An 18,774-nucleotide genomic window follows, 5' to 3' on the forward strand; every position below is an offset into this window, starting at 1 on the left:
CGTACACGGTGTCCGAGCACGCGGCATGTCCGTCTCGCAGGTTATCTCCGCAGGACGTAGGTCCCTAAATCAGGGATCACACCTGGGCGGTGATACCTGTCACAGATCACCTGCTCAGCGCGCGTTGCGGTATGAGCTCGCTCACGCCTCGGGTATCGGCAGCGGGCGCCGCTCGATGGCCGCTGCCATCACGTCGGGGAACAGGTCGGGGGTGCAGGCGAAGGCCGGGGCGCCCAGGGCGGCCAGGGCCGCGGCGTGTTCGCGGTCGTAGGCCGGGGCGCCCTCGTCGGACAGTGCGAGCAGGGCCACGAACTGCACACCGGACGCCTTCATCGCGGCGACCCGCTTGAGCATCTCGTCCCGTATCCCGCCCTCGTAAAGATCACTGATGAGAACCACCACGGTGTCGGCAGGACGGGTGATCCGCGTCTGGCAGTACGCCAGCGCCCGGTTGATGTCGGTGCCGCCGCCTAGCTGGGTGCCGAACAGGACGTCGACCGGGTCGTCCAGCTGGTCGGTGAGGTCGACGACGGCGGTGTCGAAGACCACCAGCCGGGTGGCGATCGAGCGCATCGAGGCGAGCACGGCGCCGAAGACGGAGGCGTGGACGACGGACGCGGCCATCGACCCGGACTGGTCGACGCACAGCACGACGTCCTTGCGCACGCCCCGCGCGGCCCGCCCGTGCCCGACGAGCCGCTCGGGCACGACGGTGCCGTGCTCGGGCAGGTAGTGCTTGAGGTTGGCCCGTATCGTGCGGTCCCAGTCGATGTCGCGGTGGCGCGGCCTGCTGATCCGCGCGGAGCGGTCGAGGGCGCCCGTGAGGGTGGCCCGGGTGCGGGTGGCGAGCCGCTTCTCCAGGTCCTCGACGACCTTGCGCACCACGGCGCGCGCGGTCTCGCGGGTGGTCTCGGGCATCGCCTTGTGGAGCGAGAGCAGGGTGGAGACGAGATGGACGTCGGCCTCGACGGCCTCCAGCATCTCCGGCTCCAGGAGCAGGGTGGCCAGCCCCAGCCGCTCGATGGCGTCGCGCTGCATGACCTGCACCACGGAACTCGGGAAGTACGTACGGATGTCCCCGAGCCAGCGCGCGACGGACGGGGCGGACGCCCCGAGCCCGGCGCCGCGCTCCTTGGCCCCGGTCTTGGCGGAGCCGTAGAGGGCGGTGAGCGCGCCGTCCATGGCCGCGTCCTGCCCGGTCAGGGCGCGGCCGGTGCCGTCGGCGCCGGACTCCCCGCCGAGCACGAGCCGCCAACGCCGCAGCCGTTCGTCAGCGCTTGAGTGCATGCTGGTCATCTGCCCACCCCCGCAAGGCTGTTGGAGTCGTCTTCTCTTCGTGTCCCAGCAAAAGGCCCAGCAGGGGAAGGACGGCGTCGGCGCGGGCGGCGTCGAGAACGGGCCCGAAACCGGGCGCGGCGGCGTCGCCCTGCCCTGTCCGCACGCCGGGCCCGCGCCGCACCAGCTCCCCCAGCGTGCGCCGCACGCCCGCCTCGTAGGCGGCGAACGTCCTGCGCAGCAGGGGCAGTACGTCGGTGAACACGTCCGGCGGCACGCTGGTCAGCCAGCCGTCCACCAGACCGAGCAGCCGCTCGTCGTGGACCAGGAGCATGCCGCCGCCTGAGGCCCCGCCGACGAATCCCTCGATCCAGGCGGCGGCGTCGGCGGGCTCCGTGCCCGGTGAGAGCGCGAGCCCCAGGTGGCGGGCCGCGGCCTCGCCCTCGATCCGGCCGTCGTCGAGCAGCAGCCGCACCGCGCGGCCGCGGAGGATCCCGGGCACGGTCTCCCGCGAGGCGAGCCGGGTGAGCACGGTGGCCCAGCGCTCGCGCAGCCCGGCCGCGTCCGCCAGCAGACCGGTCGCGGTGTGCACGGCGTCCAGATGGGTGCGCATCTCGGCGGCGCCGTCCGCGTCCAGGGCCGCGCAGGCGGGCGGCAGGCCGACGAAGATCCGCTCGGCGAGCCCCGCCGCGACTTCGGCCAGCCCGGCGGTCGCGGTGCCGCGCACGTCGCCGTAGCGCAGGGTGCGGGCCAGGGCCGGCAGGGCCTGGGCGAGGTGGGCGACGTCCGTGTCGAGCGCGGCCCGGTCGGCGAGCGCGCGCATCACCACGGGCAGGGCGTCCGGCAGTTCGGCCAGCAGGCAGCGCTCCGCGAGCGAGGTGACGTCGCCGAGCCGGGTCGCGGCCACGGCGTCCGACTCGGCCTTGGCGGTGGCCGCGCCGAGCACGGTGGTGCCCCACACCCCGGCCTCGGCGACCCGCACCGACAGCTCGGGCTCCCAGCGCAGCCGCCAGCTCTCCCGGAAGGTGCCGGTGGACCGGGCCCCCAGCTGCTCGCCCCAGCCGACGCCGAGCAGCCGCAGCCGGTGCAGCAGCCGACTGCGCCCGGCGTCCGTCTCCTTGCGCAGATCGAGCTCCAACTCCCGCTCCGGCGCCTCCGGTTTGAGCCGCAGGGCGCGCTGGGTGCGCGCGAGATCGCGCTGGAGCGGGACGGCAGGCGCCGTGTCGGGCACCTCGCCCAGCACATCACCGACGATCAGCCGCTCCCGGATCAGGGCGAGCGGAACGTCCGAGCCCTCGCACATGACCGCCCGCACGGCGTCGGTGGTCTCGGCGAGGCCGGGCAGCGGCCGGCCGCGCAGCGCGGCGAGCGTCCCGGCGAGCCGGACGGCCTCGATGACGTGGGCCGACGAGACCTGGCGGTCCTCCTCCCGGAGCAGCCCGGCCACCTTGGTCATCCACCGCTCGACCGCCCGGTCCGGGGCGCTGAACAGATGCCCGTACCAGCCGGGCGAGTCGATCCCCGCGCCGTAGCCACTGCGCCGGGCCAGCCTGCGGTGCGTCCAGGGCACCCAGGTCAGCTCGGCCTTGACCTTGGGCAGCCCCTTGAGCAGGGCGCGGTCGCCGGCCACGGTGAACTTCCCGGCGAGCGCGGGCACATGCCAGGCACCGCACACGACGGCGACCTCATCCCCGAACTCCCGCGTCGCAGCGCGCAGTTGCAGCCGCATGAAGGCCTCGCGCATCCGGTCGCGCGCGGAGCCGTCCCCATACGTCTCGCGCAGCACGGCCATGGCCCGGCCCAGCCCGGCGAACGGGGCGAGGGGGTCCGCCGCGGCGTCCCGGTGCTCGACCGCGTCCTCCCACCACCGCTCCGGGTCGTCGTACCCGGCGGCTTCGGCGAGCGCGCCGACGGGGTCGACCCCCGGCGCCGCGTCCTCCTGCGTCGCGAGCGAGTGGGCGGCGGGCAGATCGATGAAGCGGACCTGCGCCCGGTGCGCCAGCGCCCACCGGATGGCCACCCACTCCGGGGAGAACTCGGCCATCGGCCAGAACGCCGCCCGCCCCGGATCGTCGAGGACGTGGGCGAGCAGCGCGACCGGCGGCCGCATGGCCTCGTCGGCGGCGAGGGCCACCAGGGCATCGCCCTCGGGCGGCCCCTCGATGAGCACGGCCCGCGGCCGGACGGTCTCCAGCGCGGCCAGCACGGCGCGCGCCGACCCGGGCCCGTGGTGCCGCACGCCGAGGAGCGCGGGGGTCATGCGGACACCTCGCGGCAGGCGCGGTAGAGGTCCTTCCAGCCGTCCCGTTCGCGGACCACCGTCTCCAGGTACTCCTGCCACACCACGCGATCCGCCACGGGGTCGCGCACCACCGCGCCGAGGAGCCCGGCGGCCACGTCGCCCGCCCTGAGCACACCGTCGCCGAAGTGGGCGGCGAGCGCGAGCCCGCCGGTGACCACGGAGATCGCCTCGGCCGTGGAGAGCGTCCCCGAAGGGGATTTGAGCTTGGTGCGGCCGTCGGCGGTCACGCCGTCGCGCAGCTCGCGGAAGACGGTGACGACGCGGTGGATCTCCGCCATGCCGTCGGGCACGGAGGGCAGGTCGAGCGAGCGGCCCAGCTGGTCGACCCGGCGCGAGACGATGTCGACCTCGGCGTCGGCGGTGGCGGGCAGCGGAAGGACCACCGTGTTGAAGCGGCGCCGCAGCGCGCTGGACAGCTCGTTGACCCCGCGGTCGCGGTCGTTGGCGGTGGCGATCAGGTTGAAGCCCCGTACGGCCTGGGTCTCGGCGCCCAGCTCCGGGATGGGCAGCGTCTTCTCCGACAGGATCGTGATCAGCGTGTCCTGTACGTCGGCGGGGATGCGGGTCAGCTCCTCGACCCGGGCGGTCGTGCCCTGCGCCATGGCCCGCATGACCGGACTGGGCACGAGCGCGTCGCGGCTGGGTCCGTGGGCGAGCAGCTGCGCGTAGTTCCAGCCGTAGCGGATGGCCTCCTCCGGGGTGCCGGCGGTGCCCTGCACGAGCAGGGTGGAGTCGCCGCTGACGGCGGCCGCCAAGTGCTCCGACACCCAGGTCTTGGCGGTGCCGGGGACACCGAGAAGCAGCAGCGCGCGGTCGGTGGCCAGCGTGGTGACGGCCACCTCGACGAGGCGCCGCGGCCCGACGTACTTCGGCGTGATCACGGTGCCGTCGGCCAGCGTGCCGCCGAGCAGATAGGTGGCGACGGCCCATGGCGAGAGCCGCCAACGCGCGGGCCGGGGCCGGTCGTCGGCGGCTGCCAGAGCGGCCAGTTCGTGCGCGAAGGCGTGCTCGGCGTGCGGCCGCAGGGCCTCTTCCGCTTGGGATGTGACGTTTTCGAACACGGTCATGACTCCCCCTCCGGATCGTTGTGGTCCCACCGTGCACCACGCCACTGACAATCCGTCATCGCCGCAGGTCACAGCCGGTTGTCAGTGGTCACCCGTACCTTCGGACACATGACTCAGCAGGGGGCGCGCTGGACGTCGGAGCAGGTGCTGGCACTGGCACCTGACGCCGCGTCACGCACAGCGGGAAGCCGACTCGGCGCTGCGGGGCCGTGGTCGGAGAGCGGGTGCGACGACAGGGGGGTGTGGGGCCTGTGCAAGGGCAGCGGCAGCAAGCCGTACAGGACAGTGGTCAACACAACGACTCCGGCATACCAGTGCAGTTGCCCGAGCCGGAAGTTCCCGTGCAAGCACGCGGTGGGCCTGCTCCTGCTCTGGTCGGACGAACAGGTACCACCGACCGCACCACCCGACTGGGCAGCCGAGTGGCTGACAAAAGAAAAGAACGAACCGCGAGCAGTTCAGAGCCCAACTCCCCCCAATGACGCGGAAGCGGCCAGACGCAGAGCCGAAAGACGAGCCGACCGGATCACGGCGGGCGCCACAGAACTGGAGCAGCGCCTGGCGGATCTGCTGCGCGGCGGCCTGGCCGCGACCGAAGGGCCGGGCTACGCCCTGTGGGAGGAGACGGCGGCTCGCATGGTCGACGCCCAAGCGCCAGGACTGGCCGCACGTGTGAGGGAGTTGGGGGCGATTCCGGGCTCCGGCCCCGGCTGGCCGATGCGGCTCCTTGAGGAGTGCGGCATGCTGCACCTGCTCGACCGCGCCTGGCTGGGCCGGGACGCCCTGCCGGACCAGCTGGCCGCGACGGTCCGCTCACGCATCGGCGTGCCCGCCGCTCCCCGGGGCCCGGCGATCCGCGACAACTGGCAGGTCCTCGCCCAGTACGACACGGCCGACGCGAAGCTCACCACACGCCGGATCTGGCTGCACGGAAGGGAGTCGGGCCCGGCCCTGATACTCGACTTCGGAGCCGCGGGCCGCTCCCCCGAGACGACGCTGCCGGTCGGCCTGACCATCGACGCGGAGCTCACCCCGTACCCGGGCGCGGGCCAGTTGAGGGCCGCCCTGGGCGAGCGCTACGGCACGACCGCTCCCGGCACCCCGCCGCCGGGCGGGACGGCGACCGAAGCGGTCGAGCACTACGCCCGAGCCCTCCTGAACGACCCATGGATGGAGGCATACCCGGCCACCCTGAAAGCAGCGATCCCCGTCCCCCCAACGGACGCCACCGAAGGCTGGCAACTAGCCGACGACACATCGGACTTGAGCCTCCCCATACCCCCCGCGGCAACAACACGCCCCGGCCTGTGGAAACTGCTCGCCCTCTCCGGAGGCGCCCCGATCACACTCTTCGGCGAATGCGGCCACCGAGGCTTCACCCCACTGACGGCATGGCCCGAGGACGCAGAGCCGGTGGCACTGACATGAGAGAGCGGATGGGCGCGTGTCCGCCCGAACGAAGGCCGTGGCGGCGCGCTGTCTGCACCAGGCCCCAAGGAGGCACGGATGTCGGCCCGGGCAGGGTCGGGGCGATGTGGTGTCTGGACGACAACCAAAGGGTCGCGGGCGGGCGCTGTTCGGTCGGGTGGGGACGTGGCGGGGTGCCCCCGCAAGGAGGAGCGCTGGTTCTGGGTGGCTTTGCGGTGGGCGGAACGGCGCGACGTATGAGGAGGTACCCCGTCGCGTTCACGCCCCCACTCCCCGGCGGAGCGATACGTACCGCCGAAGCCGCGGTCCCGGCCCACCGCACCCGGCCGCACTGCCGACCGCAGGGCGGCGCCGCATGAGGCCGCAGCACACACCCGAACGAAGCCCAACGCACCGAAGGGGAACCTGATGTCCGCCACCACGGCCCCTGCAACCCCGGCCCCCTGGGACGACCTGGTGACGGCCGCACTGCTGGGCACCCACCGGCGTCCGGCAACCGGCACACCCGAGCAACTCCTCGACGCCGCCGCCACGCACACCCTGCGCCGCAGGGCAGGCCTGGTCCCCGCGCCCGCGCCGATACACCCACCGCCCGCCCCGCCCGACGACCGGCCCGCCCTGCCGGAGGCGGCCCGGCGCCGCCTGGCACTGCTGCTCGCCGACCGTTCGGCGCCCGCGCATGCCGGAGGCCGACGCGGAAGCGCGCCCGACCTGGGCGAGTTGCTCCCGCAGTGGCTTGCCCTGGCCAACGAGCGGGGCCTGCGCGCCTCCGCCGAGCTGCTGCCCACGCTGCTCGACGCCGCCCGGGCCCGCACCGACCTGCGCCCGCAGGCTCTCACCTTCGCGGGCCCGCGCGGGTTGTGGCTGGCCAGGCACAACCCGGAGTGGCGCTTCGCGCTGCGCGGCGCGTCGGGGAGCGCGGCGCTTCCCGACCCCGGGGACGCCGAAGCCGTACAACTCCTCTGGGACGAGGGCCTGTTCGCTGAGCGGGTCGCGCTGCTCGGAGCGGTACGGGCGTACGACCCGGAGGCGGGCCGCGCGCTGCTCGCCGCGACGTGGGCGACCGAGCGAGCCGAGGACCGGCTGATGTTCCTGGACTCCCTGTGCGGCGGGCTGTCGGCGGCCGACGAGCCGTTCCTGGAGCGGGCGCTGGCCGACCGCAGCCGCAATGTCCGGGCGACGGCGGCGGAGCTCCTCTCCGCTCTGCCGGGTTCCGCGCTGGCGGGGAGGATGGCGCAACGGGCGGCGTCCTGTGTGTCCCTGGACCGGACGGGCGACAGGGCGATGATCTCCGTGGAGGCGCCGCACGAGTGCGATGCGGCGATGCAGCGGGACGGGGTCGCCCCGAGGCCCCCGGGCGGGCGGGGCGAACGGTCCTGGTGGCTGGGCCAGTTGGTGGAGTCGGCCCCGCTCGCGACGTGGCCGGGGCGGCTGGGCGGGCGAGCACCGGGGGACATCGTGGCGCTGCCCGTGGCCGACGAGTGGGGCGACGAGTTGCACGCCGCCTGGTGCCGGGCGGCGGTGCGTCAGCATGACGCGGAGTGGTCGCGGGCGCTGCTCGGCCCCCCGTCCGCCCCGCCCGGCGAGGGCGTGGGCACGGCGTCGCTGGCCGAACGGGCCAAGCTCCTGTCCCTCCTCGGGGAGGACGAACGGGCCGACTGGGTGGCCCGGTTCATATCCGCGCACGGGCTGTCGGAGGCGTTCCAACTGCTCGGGGTGTGCGTGGTGCCGTGGGCCGGGCCGCTGGGCCGGGCCGTGGTGGACGCGCTGGAGATCGCCCGGGACGCGGGCAGCTACCCGTGGAGCTTCAGCGGCGTCATGGGCCTGGCCGAGCGCTGCCTCGACCCGTCGGAGTCCGCCCGCCTGGACGCGCTGACGGCTACGCCGCCGGAGGAGGAGGGGGCGTCGCCGGGGGCCGGGGGGTACTGGGCGGAGGCGTTTCAGCGGCTGGTGGCTACGTTGCGGTTGCGGGGGGTGATGCGCGAGGAACTGGCCGGGTAGCCCTGGGGGCTGTGCCCCAGCCCCCTCGGCCGCGCCCCCAGCGGCGTTTCCCTGCGGCAGGGTGCCCGAGCCCAGGCCCCTTCGGCTGCGGGCCGTGCGTCGCTGGTCGCGCAGTTCCCCGCGCCCCTGGCAGGGTTCCCCTCGGCAGGACGCCCAGGCCAGCCGAACCCGGACCCTTCGGCCGCGGACCGTGCATGGTTGATCGCGCAGTTCCCCGCGCCCCTAGCGGCGTTTCCCCTCGGCAGGATGCCCAGGCCACGCAGACGGGCGGCGTTTTCGCTCGGCGGGATGCCCGGGCTGCCCGGATGGGCCGGGGGTTAGGCGCCTGCGGGCTGGCGGACGTTGGAGTTGACCCAGGTCACGATCGACGCCGTGGTCGCCCCTGGCGTGAAGATCTCCGCCACGCCGAGTTCCTTCAGCGGCGGGATGTCCGCCTCCGGGATGATGCCGCCGCCGAAGACCTTGATGTCCTCCGCGTCCCGCTCCTTCAGAAGCTCCAGCACCTTCGCGAACAGCGTGTTGTGCGCGCCGGAGAGGATCGAGAGGCCGATCGCGTCGGCGTCCTCCTGGATCGCGGTGTCGACGATCTGCTCGGGCGTCTGGTGCAGCCCGGTGTAGATGACCTCCATGCCGGCGTCACGCAGCGCCCGCGCGATGACCTTGGCCCCGCGATCGTGACCGTCGAGCCCCGGCTTGGCCACCACCACGCGGATCGGACCAGTTACACCCATCACTGCCTCCACATGTCCCACCTGCGCCCCCGCGTCCAAGAGCCGGGGAAGTGAACGAACGTTATCGACAGCATCCCGCAACCCGCCGTTTCACGGTGGAGAGGGAGGGGGAAATCACACGTGGGACACGTTCGTTTTGCACCGTACCCGCATCAGTCGCCCCCTCGGCACCCAGCCGGAGGGCGGTCGTCACGTGGGGGCGGTCGCAAGGGGAGCCGCTACGAAGGCGCCGCACCACCGTGCTGTCAGCCGCGCAGCACGGCGGTCCGGCCCCTCGCTTTTTCGGGGCCGGCTCGGGCGGGAGCACTTCACAGGCGGAGCCCCATGAGGGCATACGGGGGACGGAGCGGCCTCCCGCGTGCCATTCGGGAGGTCGCCGCCGTGCAGGTCTTATCGCTTCTGCCGCTGTGTCTGCGCCGCGCGTGGCTGTCGGCGGCGCTGATCCGGGCCACCGCGCTGGACCTGGCCGTGCTGGCCGGGCACCTGCTCCTGTACCCGTCCGGTCTGACGGCCGAGCGGCATCCCGCACCCGACCCGGCGACCGCTCCGCAGCTGCCCACGGCGGGGCGCTCGCATCCGCCGGTGGTTCTGCTGCACGGCTTCATCGACAACCGGTCCGTGTTCGTGCTGCTGCGCCGTTCGCTGGCCCGGCACGGTTGGCGGCATCTCGAATCGCTCAACTACTCGCCGCTGACCTGCGACATCAGGGTGGCCGCCGAGCTGCTCGGCCGCCATGTGGAGGAGATCTGCGCCCGCACTGGGCACCGCGAGGTGGACATAGTGGGGCACAGCCTGGGCGGACTGATAGCCCGGTACTACGTGCAGCGGCTGGGCGGTGACCTCCGGGTCCGTACGCTCGTCACGCTGGGCACGCCGCACTCCGGCACCCGCTCGGCACAGCTCGCGCACGCTCACCCGATCTTGCGGCAGATGTGTCCCGGCTCCGAGCTGGTCGAGGACCTGCGCGGGCCCGCGCCCGGCATCCGCACCCGGTTCGTGAGTTTCTGGAGCGATCTCGACACGCTGATGATTCCGGTCGAGACGGCCCGGATCGAGCACCCGGATCTGGTCGCGCAGAACGTCCGGGTCACCGGGATCGGGCATCTGGCGATGCCGGTCCACCCGGCTGTGGCGGCCGGGGTGCGCCAGGCGCTGGCCGCGGGGGAACCGGAGGCCGCCGACCAGGGCACGTTCTCGGTGGCCTGACGGGCGACACGCCCCGGGCGCCACGGGGACGTACCCCGCCGCACGGGCACACACCGTGGACGGCGCGGGAACGCAACCCCCGCACAGGGACACACCCGGCACAGGGACACCCCCAAGGCGGCGCGAAGGCGGACCTGGCACGACCCGGCGCGACCCGGCGCGACCCGACACAGCCCGGCACGGCCCGACACCTGAACCCGTAAAACCCCCGCCCCCCGTCGAACGCCCCTCGAACGCACGGCCAAAGCTCGGTCCACAGTCCACCCAAAGGCGGTTGATTGCCCGTTTCCCGCAACAGCGGGGCCGTCCGAAGATTGTCGCTGTCCGGTACCGCCGGGTACAGTCACGCCACTGCTGTCCCCGGGACCCCCGACCCTTTGGGACCCCGGCCGCAGGTTCTGTTGCCGAGGCGAGAGAGAAGTTGGTGACTGACCAGCACGCCCACGCCGGGTTCGTCGGACACGACGGTTACCTCAGCGGCAGCAGTGGCCATGGCGGCGACGGCGCCCACCCGGCCGACACCTCGGGCTTCGCCGTCGATCCGCTCTTCGGGGCGATGCAGGGCGGTGGTGCCGAGCACAACGGCTACGCGGCAGGCGGGACGGGCCAGTTCGAGACCGGCGCCTTCGCCTCCGCGTACGACGGCACCGGCCAGTGGACGGTGCCGCACCAGGCGACCTCGTACGAACCGGACGGCGCCACCGGCACGTTCGAGACCGGCACGTTCGAGACCGGCGCCTTCGAGACCGGCACGTTCCATACGGGCGCCTTCCACACCGGACAGTTCGACACCGGCACCTTCACCACCCCCGTCTTCCCGACCCAGGGTTCCGACACCGGCACCTTCACGACGAGCGCCTTCGACACGAGTGCATTCGACACGGGCGCCTTCGACACGACGGGCCAGTGGGACGCCAACGCGTGGCACCAGGCGCAGGGCACCGGCCAGTACGACAACAGCGCCTTCGTCTCCGCGTACGACACGACGGGCCAGTGGACCGTGCCGGGCACGCGGTCGGAGACCGGCACGTACGACGCCACCGCCTGGAACGGCACGGCCGCCACGACGGGCACGCTCCCCCAGGCCGACATCGAGCCCGAGCGGTCCGAGCTCCGACTCCCGTACGAGACAGCCGAGTTCCCGCAGGTCGAGCTCGGTACGGAAGGCGCGGCCGAGGCCGAGGCCGGCGACGCCGAGCTGCCCGACGCGGTGGTCCCCGGCTCGCGGGCCGAAGCCCGGCGCGGCGCGGGCCGGCGGCGGCGCACCCCCGCCAAGCGGTCGGCGCTGCTGACCGTCGCGGTGCCGTCCGTGTGCGTGATGGGGGTCGCGGGTGTCGCGGTCGCCTCGGTGAGCGGGCTCACCGGCGGCAAGGACGAGGGCGCCACGGTGACGACGGCCTCCGATCCCGCGTCGGTCAAGCCGGTCGCCGCCAACACCAAGCTGGACACGCAGCTCGCCAACCTCAGCGCGGACGCGAACAGCTTCGCCGACCGGGCCAGCCGGACGCAGGAACGTATCGACCTCAAGGCCCGGCAGGACGCGGAGAAGAAGAAAAAGGAGGACGCGGCCGCCGCCAAGGAGGCCGCGCGCCCCAAGTTCGTCCTGCCGGTGACGCAGAAGGGTCTCAGCGCGTACTACGGGCAGGCCGGCGTCAACTGGATGTCGGTGCACACCGGCATCGACTTCCCGGTGTCGTACGGCACCCCGGTGATGTCGGCGATCGACGGCACGGTCCGCACGCAGTGGAACAGCGCGTACGGAAACATGGCCATAGTGACCGGCGCCGACGGCACCGAGACCTGGTACTGCCACCTGTCCAGCACCAAGATCCGCTCGGGTCCGGTGAAGGCCGGCGACGTCATCGCGTACTCGGGGAACTCCGGCAACTCCACCGGTCCGCACCTCCACTTCGAGGTGCGGCCGGGCGGCGGCTCGTCGATAGACCCCCTGCCGTGGCTGCGCAGCCACGGCCTGGACCCGACGTAACCCGGACCGGTCAGAGCTTCTCGACCGGCGCGTACCGCAGCAGGAGCTTCTTGGGGCGCTCGTCGCCGAAGTCGATCGTGGCCTGTGCGTCCGAGCCCGAGCCGGTCACCGACATCACGGTGCCCAGGCCGAACTGGTCGTGCGTGACGCGGTCGCCGACGGACAGGGCGATCACCGGCTTGTCGTTGCCGCGCCGCGTCGCGAAGCCCGAGGGTCCGGCCTTCGAGCGGGACGAGGACAGCGCGTTGCCGATCCCGCCGCCGAGCGACTTGCCCGACATCGGGCCCGCCGGGGCGGCCATCGGGCCGGTCCGCTTCCACTCCAGGTGCTGGACCGGGATCTCCTCCAGGAAGCGGGACGCCGGGTTGTACGAGGGCTGGCCCCAGGCGCTGCGCATCGAGGAGCGGGTCAGGTACAGCCGCTCGCGGGCGCGGGTGATGCCCACGTAGGCGAGGCGGCGCTCCTCCTCCAGCTCCTTGACCTGGCCGAGCGCCCGCATGTGCGGGAAGACGCCGTCCTCCATGCCAGTGAGGAACACGACCGGGAATTCGAGGCCCTTGGCGGTGTGCAGGGTCATCAGGGTGATGACTCCGGAGCCGTCCTCCTCCTCGTCGGGGATCTGGTCGGAGTCGGCGACCAGGGCCACCTTCTCCAGGAACTCGGCGAGTGTGCCCGCGCCCGCTTCCTCCCCGCCCTCGGCCTCCCGGCGCTCCTGCTCGAACTCCAGGGCCACGGCGGCGAGTTCCTGGAGGTTCTCGATGCGGGTCTCGTCCTGCGGGTCGGTGGAGGCCTGCAACTCGGCCAGGTAGCCGGTCCGTTCGAGCACCGCTTCGAGGACGACGGCGGGGCCCGCGCCGGAGTCGACGATCGTGCGGAGCTCCTCCATGAGCACGTTGAAGCGCTTGACGGCGTTGGCCGAGCGGGCCGCCATGCCGTACGCCTCGTCGACGCGGCGCAGCGCCTGCGGGAAGGTGATCCTCTCGCGCAGCGCGAGGGCGTCGATCATCGCCTCCGCGCGCTCGCCGATGCCGCGCTTGGGCACGTTGAGGATGCGGCGCAGCGGGACGGTGTCCTCGCCGTTCGACAGGACGCGCAGATAGGCGAGGACGTCCCTGACCTCCTTGCGCTCGTAGAACCGGACGCCGCCGACGACCTTGTAGGGCAGGCCGACCCGGATGAAGATCTCTTCGAAGACACGGGACTGCGCGTTGGTGCGGTAGAAGACCGCGACGTCGCCCGCCTTGGCCTCGCCCTGGTCGGTGAGGCGGTCGATCTCGTCGGCGACGAACTGCGCCTCGTCGTGCTCGGTGTCGGCGACGTAGCCGGTGATCTGCGCGCCCGGTCCCGCGTCCGTCCACAGGTTCTTCGGGCGGCGGCTCTCGTTGCGCTCGATCACCGCGTTGGCGGCGGACAGGATCGTCTGGGTGGAGCGGTAGTTCTGCTCCAGGAGGATCGTCGTCGCGTTCGGGTAGTCCTCCTCGAACTGGAGGATGTTGCGGATGGTCGCGCCGCGGAAGGCGTAGATCGACTGGTCGGCGTCGCCGACGACGCACAGCTCGGCGGGCGCCTGCGCCTCCCCGGCCGGGCCCACCAGCTCGCGCACCAGCGTGTACTGGGCGTGGTTGGTGTCCTGGTACTCGTCGACCAGGACGTGCCGGAAGCGCAGCCGGTAGTGCTCGGCCACGTCCGGGAAGGCCTGGAGGAGGTGGACCGTCGTCATGATGATGTCGTCGAAGTCGAGCGCGTTGGCCTCGCGCAGCCGCGCCTGGTACATCGTGTACGCCTGGGCGAGCGTCTTCTCGAACCCGTCCGCGGCCTGGCCCGCGAAGGTCTCCTCGTCGATCAGCTCGTTCTTCAGGTTGGAGACCTTGGCGCTGAACGACTTCGGCGGGTACCGCTTCGGGTCCAGGTCGAGGTCCCGGCAGACCAGCGCCATCAGGCGCTTGGAGTCGGCCGCGTCGTAGATCGAGAACGACGAGGTGAAGCCGAGCCTCTTGGACTCGCGGCGCAGGATGCGCACACACGCGCTGTGGAAGGTCATGACCCACATCGCGTTGGCGCGCGGGCCGACCAGCTGCTCGACGCGCTCCTTCATCTCGCCCGCGGCCTTGTTGGTGAAGGTGATCGCGAGGATCTGGCCGGGGTGCACCCCGCGGGTCGCGAGCAGGTGGGCGATGCGGTGGGTGAGCACCCGGGTCTTGCCGGAGCCGGCGCCGGCCACGATGAGCAGCGGCGAGCCCGCGTGCACCACGGCGGCGCGCTGCTGTTCGTTCAGCCCCTCCAGGAGGGCCGCCGCGTCGATCGCCGGGCGCGGGGCACCGCCGCGGTAGTACGCGTCGCGGTCCGCGGGCGCGTCGAACCGGCCCCCGAACAGGTCGTCCGGCACCGGCTCGGGCGCGTGCGACTCCTCGGGGGGCGGCGGGTGCTCCTCCTCGGAGGGCTGGAGGTCCGCCAGGAAGCTGTCGTCAAAGAGGCTGCTCATCGTCTCCCGAGTCTAGGCCGCCCCTCTGACACTTCGCCGCCGCCTTCGGAGAGAGGGTCCACGACTACGCACCGTGAAGGTCACGGGAATGTATCGGGCCTGTCGGACATCAACCTTCCCAGGGGACACGGGAGTTGGCTAGCGTGCCGCAGCAGCCGGGGAACGCCCCCGTCCGGAAGGCTCCGGGAGGAGGTGTCGGCCTTGCCCTCCCACCGCAAGCCGCGCACCCGAATGTCCACCACCGCGCCCGCACTGGGCGTGACGACGGCCGCGCTCGCCTCCGTGAGCCTGCTCGCGCAGAGCGCCGGCGCCGCGCCCGCCGCACCGAGACCGAGCGTCGAAGAGGTGCAGAAGAAGGTCGACGACCTCTACCGGCAGGCGGATCTGGCCACCCAGAAGTACGACGCGGCCAAGCAGGCCGCCACCGCCCAGCGCGCCAAGGCCGACGCGCTGCTCGACCAGGTGGCGGCCGGCACCGCGAAGCTGAACGACACCCGCCGGATCATCGGAGGCTACGCCGCGGCCCAGTACCGCGACGGCGGGGTCACGCCCATGATGACGCTGCTGTTCTCGGACGATCCCCAGGCCTTCTTCGACCAGCGCCGGCTGATGGGCCGGCTCTCGGACGAGCAGCAGCGCACCCTGGCCGCCTTCGAGAGCGAGCGGGCCGCGAACGCGAAGAAGCGGGCCGAGGCGAGCCGGAGCCTGGCCGCGCTGACCACCTCGCAGCAGACCCTGCGGGCGGGCAAGCAGGACGTGCAGACCAGGCTCGCCGCCGCCCGCACCCTGCTGTCGACGCTGACCGCCCAGGAGAAGGCGCGGCTCGCGGCGGTCGAGAAGAAGAAGCAGGAGGAGGCGCGGCGTCAGGCCGCGGAGCTGGCCGCACGGCAGGCAGCGGCCGCGAAGAAGCCCGCTCCGCCCGCGGCCGGCGGCCCCGCGGCGCCCTCGGGCCCGTCCGCGTCCACGTCCAAGGCGGCCAGGGCGCTCGCCTTCGCCCGCGCCCAGATCGGCAAGCCGTACGTGTGGGGCGCGGTCGGGCCGTCCTCGTACGACTGCTCGGGCCTGACGCAGGCCGCGTGGAAGGCGGCGGGGGTGGATCTGCCGCGCACGACCTGGGACCAGGTGAAGACGGGCACGCCGGTCGCGACGGCCGATCTGCAACCCGGTGACCTGGTGTTCTTCTACGACGACATCAGCCACGTCGGCATGTACATCGGCAACGGGATGATGATCCACGCGCCGCACTCCGGGGCGTATGTGCGCGAGGAGTCGATCTACTACATGCCGATCCACAGCAGCGTGCGGCCCGGCTGAGCGGCCCGGCTCAGGTCCAGAGCAGCGCGATGAAGATGTTCACGACGGTGAGGCCGCCGACCGCCGCGAACGCGCCCTTCTCGACCTTCTCCTCGTCCCGCTTCACATAGACGAGGCCGAGGATCACGATCAGGAGCGCGAGCTTCACGCCGAGCTTGACCGTGTTCAGAGTATGGTCGTCGGCCTGGTTGAGGCCGACCAGGGCGACACCGGTGACCAGCATCGTCAGCGCCCCGTGGAGCATCCCGGGGACGAAGCGGGCGGTGCCCGCGCTCATCGCCTTCATCTGCGTCAGGAATCCGCCGAGCAGTGCGGCGATGCCGATGATGTGGAGGCCGACGACGACCTTGATGAGTACGTCCATGAGGCGGAGCCTAATTCCCGCCTAGCAGGCGCCGTGCGGCGGGTGGGGCCCAACCGGCACTTCGGTCACAGCAGGCACGGACCCCTGCGGGCCATCGCCCCGGCTTCGGTCGGAGTCGGTCGCGCACGCGCCGGAAAAGGGCACTTGCTGTCATTACGTCGCTCGGCCGTGTCGTCCAGGTTTAGCGTCCTGCTCCAGGTGGCCGACTCCCCACCGCCGCCGCTCCGCTGGGCGGCCGTCGGTCACCACCGCCGAAAGATCCGGCGGCGGGCCGCTCCCCCTGTGCGGTCCGTCGTCGGAACGGCCCCTCCCCCCCGGGGGCCGCAGCGCGGAAGCACTGCCGTACGGAAGGACGTGAAGGCCCTCGTGGCTGCGCACCGAAAGCCCAAGCAGCATCCGCTCACCGGCCCCGCCGCCCGCACCGCCGCGACGCTCGCCCTGGCGTCGGCGGCCACCGCCACCCTCTTCGAGGGCTCCGGGCACGCCGATCCCCGGCTCACCCCGGCGCAGGTGAAGGCCAAGGTCGACCAGCTGTACCACGACGCGGAGGCGGCGACGGAGGCGTACGACGGGACGAAGGAGCAGGCGGACGCGGCCGAGCGTTCCCTGAACGAGCTGCGTGACGAGGCCGCCCGCAGGACCCAGCGGCTCAACACCGCGCGCAACGCGCTGGGTTCGCTCGCGGCCGCCCAGTACCGCAGCGGGGCGGTCGCCCCCGAGCTCCAGCTGATCCTCTCGTCCGACCCGAAGCGGTACCTGGACGACGCCGCGCTCGCCGAGCGCGCGGGCGACCGGACGGCGCTCGCCGTGGCGGGGGTCCGCAAGCAGCTCGCCGAGCTCGACCGGCTGCACTCCACGGCCGACGGGAAGCTCACGGAGCTGCGCGGCAAGCAGTCGGCGCTGCGGAAGCAGAAGAGCGACATCCAGTCGAAGATCACCTCGGCCGAGGCCCTGCTCGCGCAGCTCACCGCGCCGGAGCGGGCCGCCTACGACGCCTCCGACGCGGCCCCCGCCGACGCCCGGGCCAGCCGCTCCGCCGACGCCCCGCGCGGGCCGATCGCGGCCCCCAGCTCACGCGCCGCGGCCGCCGTCGCCTTCGCCTACGGCGCGCTCGGCAAGCCGTACGTCTGGGGCGCCACGGGTCCCTCGTCCTTCGACTGCTCGGGCCTCACCCAGGCCGCCTGGCGCTCGGCCGGAGTGCAGCTGCCCCGGACCACGTACACCCAGATCAACGCGGGCAGCCGGGTTCCGCGCTCCCAACTCGCCCCGGGCGACCTGGTGTTCTTCTACTCCGGGATCAGCCATGTGGGGCTCTACATCGGTGGCGGCCAGATGATCCACGCGCCGCACCCGGGGGCGCCGGTGCGGATCGCGCCGATCGACCAGATGCCGTTCGCCGGGGCCGTTCGGCCCGCGTGAGCGCCGAAGCGCATTGACGGGGCGTCAGACCCCTTGCTCGGGCGCGACCTTGGCGCCCGCGCCCAGCTCCTTGGTCAGCCACCGGAAGACGTCCGGGACCTGGCTCTTCCACACCACGCTGGCGTGCCCGCCGCCGTTGAGCCGGACCACGGTCACCGCGGTGGGCTCCTTGGCGGCCTTCTTCAGGGCGAGCCCGTCGTTGTAGCCGTCGGTCTGCTCACCCGAGACGAACAGCGAGACGTGCGGCGGGGTCTTGGCGTGCTTGAGGATCCACAGCGGGTTGGTCTCCTCGCGCAGCTTGGGGTCCTTCGCGGTGATCGAGTCCTTCTCGGCGGCCGGGTCGTTGTAGCCGGACAGGTCGACTCCGGCCCGGTAGCGGTCGGGGTGCTCGACGGCGAGCTTGGCCGCGCAGTGGGCGCCCGCCGAATAGCCGGCGACGGCCCAGCCGTCGGCGCCGGTGGCGGCCCGGAAGTTGTCGGTGACCATCTTGCGGACGTCCACGCTCAGCCAGGTGTCGGCGTTCACGACCCCGGGCACGTTGGCGCAGCCGGTGTCCTTGCCGTCCAGCAGGGTGGTGCGCGGCGAGACCAGGATGAAGGGCGCGACCTCGCCCTTCTCCATCATCGGCGTGAGCTGCTCCTGCGTCTTGAGGGTGCCGAACCAGGCGCCTATCGACCCGGGGTAGCCGGGCAGCAGCTCGACGACGGGGAAGGTCTTGTCCTTGTACGCCGGGTCGTTGTACTGCGGCGGCAGCCACACCGCCACATCGCCCTCGACGCCGGAGACCTGCCCCTTGAGCGTCGTCTTCATCACGCCCTTGCCGACCTTGTTCGTGTACGGCTCGAACTTCTGCTTGACCTTGGGGCCGGTGGCCGCGTTCTTGCCACCCGTGCCGTCGGGGCCGAGGTCCGGGGCGGCGTTCACGTGGTTGCCGCCGCCGAGCAGGTCGTCCCAGGTGTCGTACAGGCCGTTGGCGTTGTTCACGAACAGGAAGACCACGAGGATCGCGGTGACCTGGGCGAAGCCCAGCATGAGGAGCCGGGACACCCAGCGCACGACGGCCGGCCCGCCGACCCGTGTCCACAGGACGAGGGGCAGCACCAGGGCAGCCGCGGCCGCGAGGATCGCGATCACGAGGAAAGGGGTTCCGGTCAGGCTCATCACGCCCCGGAAGAGGGCCCGCCACGAACACCAGTTG

Annotated in this window: 13 protein-coding genes; 6 read left to right on the forward strand and 7 right to left on the reverse strand. The window is 72.6% G+C overall.

Annotated elements, in window-relative coordinates; all coding sequences use genetic code 11:
- Positions 1 to 141: 141 nt before the first annotated feature.
- From DT019_RS13975 to DT019_RS13985, 3 genes are read right to left on the reverse strand one after another with little or no spacing between them, the layout of a single operon-like run.
- Positions 142 to 1,296 carry a VWA domain-containing protein gene (locus DT019_RS13975; RefSeq protein ID WP_114037106.1) on the reverse strand — a complete coding sequence of 385 codons (1,155 nt, stop codon included), beginning with the start codon at positions 1,294 to 1,296 and terminating at the stop codon, positions 142 to 144.
- Entirely contained in the window at positions 1,271 to 3,535 is a 2,265-nt protein-coding gene (locus tag DT019_RS13980) for a DUF5682 family protein (RefSeq protein ID WP_114037107.1), read from the reverse strand. The genes DT019_RS13975 and DT019_RS13980 overlap by 26 nt, the downstream gene beginning before the upstream one ends.
- The gene (locus tag DT019_RS13985; RefSeq protein WP_114037108.1) at positions 3,532 to 4,644 is read right to left on the reverse strand and encodes an ATP-binding protein; all 1,113 of its coding nucleotides are present in this window, start codon (positions 4,642 to 4,644) and stop codon (positions 3,532 to 3,534) included. The genes DT019_RS13980 and DT019_RS13985 overlap by 4 nt, the downstream gene beginning before the upstream one ends.
- A 108-nt stretch (positions 4,645 to 4,752) precedes the next feature.
- Between DT019_RS13985 and DT019_RS13990 the strand changes: the two genes are divergently transcribed.
- Positions 4,753 to 6,072: an SWIM zinc finger domain-containing protein gene (locus DT019_RS13990; protein ID WP_114037109.1), complete on the forward strand. Its 1,320-nt coding sequence runs from the start codon at positions 4,753 to 4,755 to the stop codon at positions 6,070 to 6,072.
- 408 nt (positions 6,073 to 6,480) lie between these two features.
- Positions 6,481 to 8,073: a DUF5691 domain-containing protein gene (locus tag DT019_RS13995; protein WP_114037110.1), complete on the forward strand. Its 1,593-nt coding sequence runs from the start codon at positions 6,481 to 6,483 to the stop codon at positions 8,071 to 8,073.
- Positions 8,074 to 8,390: 317 nt separating this feature from the next.
- On the opposite strand, the gene DT019_RS14000 is transcribed toward DT019_RS13995, so the two are convergent.
- Positions 8,391 to 8,804 carry a cobalamin B12-binding domain-containing protein gene (locus tag DT019_RS14000; RefSeq protein ID WP_114037111.1) on the reverse strand — a complete coding sequence of 138 codons (414 nt, stop codon included), beginning with the start codon at positions 8,802 to 8,804 and terminating at the stop codon, positions 8,391 to 8,393.
- 381 nt (positions 8,805 to 9,185) lie between these two features.
- Between DT019_RS14000 and DT019_RS14005 the strand changes: the two genes are divergently transcribed.
- Complete coding sequence (locus tag DT019_RS14005) at positions 9,186 to 10,010, forward strand: alpha/beta fold hydrolase (RefSeq protein ID WP_223279489.1); 825 nt, start codon at positions 9,186 to 9,188, stop codon at positions 10,008 to 10,010.
- A gap of 424 nt (positions 10,011 to 10,434) precedes the next feature.
- Positions 10,435 to 11,997 (forward strand): M23 family metallopeptidase, encoded by a 1,563-nt coding sequence (locus tag DT019_RS14010; protein WP_114037113.1) that lies wholly within the window; start codon positions 10,435 to 10,437, stop codon positions 11,995 to 11,997.
- 10 nt (positions 11,998 to 12,007) lie between these two features.
- Here the strand turns inward: DT019_RS14010 and pcrA are convergent, their stop codons facing one another.
- Entirely contained in the window at positions 12,008 to 14,479 is a 2,472-nt protein-coding gene (pcrA, locus tag DT019_RS14015) for a DNA helicase PcrA (protein ID WP_114037114.1), read from the reverse strand.
- 201 nt (positions 14,480 to 14,680) lie between these two features.
- Here pcrA and DT019_RS14020 point away from each other — a divergent pair, with 201 nt between their 5' ends.
- On the forward strand, positions 14,681 to 15,793 hold the full coding sequence (locus DT019_RS14020) for an NlpC/P60 family protein (protein WP_114037115.1): 1,113 nt from the start codon (positions 14,681 to 14,683) through the stop codon (positions 15,791 to 15,793).
- A gap of 10 nt (positions 15,794 to 15,803) precedes the next feature.
- Here the strand turns inward: DT019_RS14020 and DT019_RS14025 are convergent, their stop codons facing one another.
- A complete protein-coding gene (locus DT019_RS14025) occupies positions 15,804 to 16,157 on the reverse strand; it encodes a hypothetical protein (RefSeq protein WP_114037116.1) in 354 nt (117 codons plus the stop codon).
- 366 nt (positions 16,158 to 16,523) lie between these two features.
- Between DT019_RS14025 and DT019_RS14030 the strand changes: the two genes are divergently transcribed.
- Entirely contained in the window at positions 16,524 to 17,576 is a 1,053-nt protein-coding gene (locus DT019_RS14030; protein ID WP_114037269.1) for an NlpC/P60 family protein, read from the forward strand.
- A 24-nt stretch (positions 17,577 to 17,600) separates the two neighbouring features.
- Here DT019_RS14030 and DT019_RS14035 read toward each other — a convergent pair whose 3' ends face one another.
- Positions 17,601 to 18,737 carry an alpha/beta hydrolase gene (locus tag DT019_RS14035; RefSeq protein ID WP_114037117.1) on the reverse strand — a complete coding sequence of 379 codons (1,137 nt, stop codon included), beginning with the start codon at positions 18,735 to 18,737 and terminating at the stop codon, positions 17,601 to 17,603.
- Between the last annotated feature and the right edge of the window lie 37 nt (positions 18,738 to 18,774).

This window comes from Streptomyces sp. SDr-06 (genome assembly GCF_003324565.1).
GTDB lineage: Bacteria > Actinomycetota > Actinomycetes > Streptomycetales > Streptomycetaceae > Streptomyces.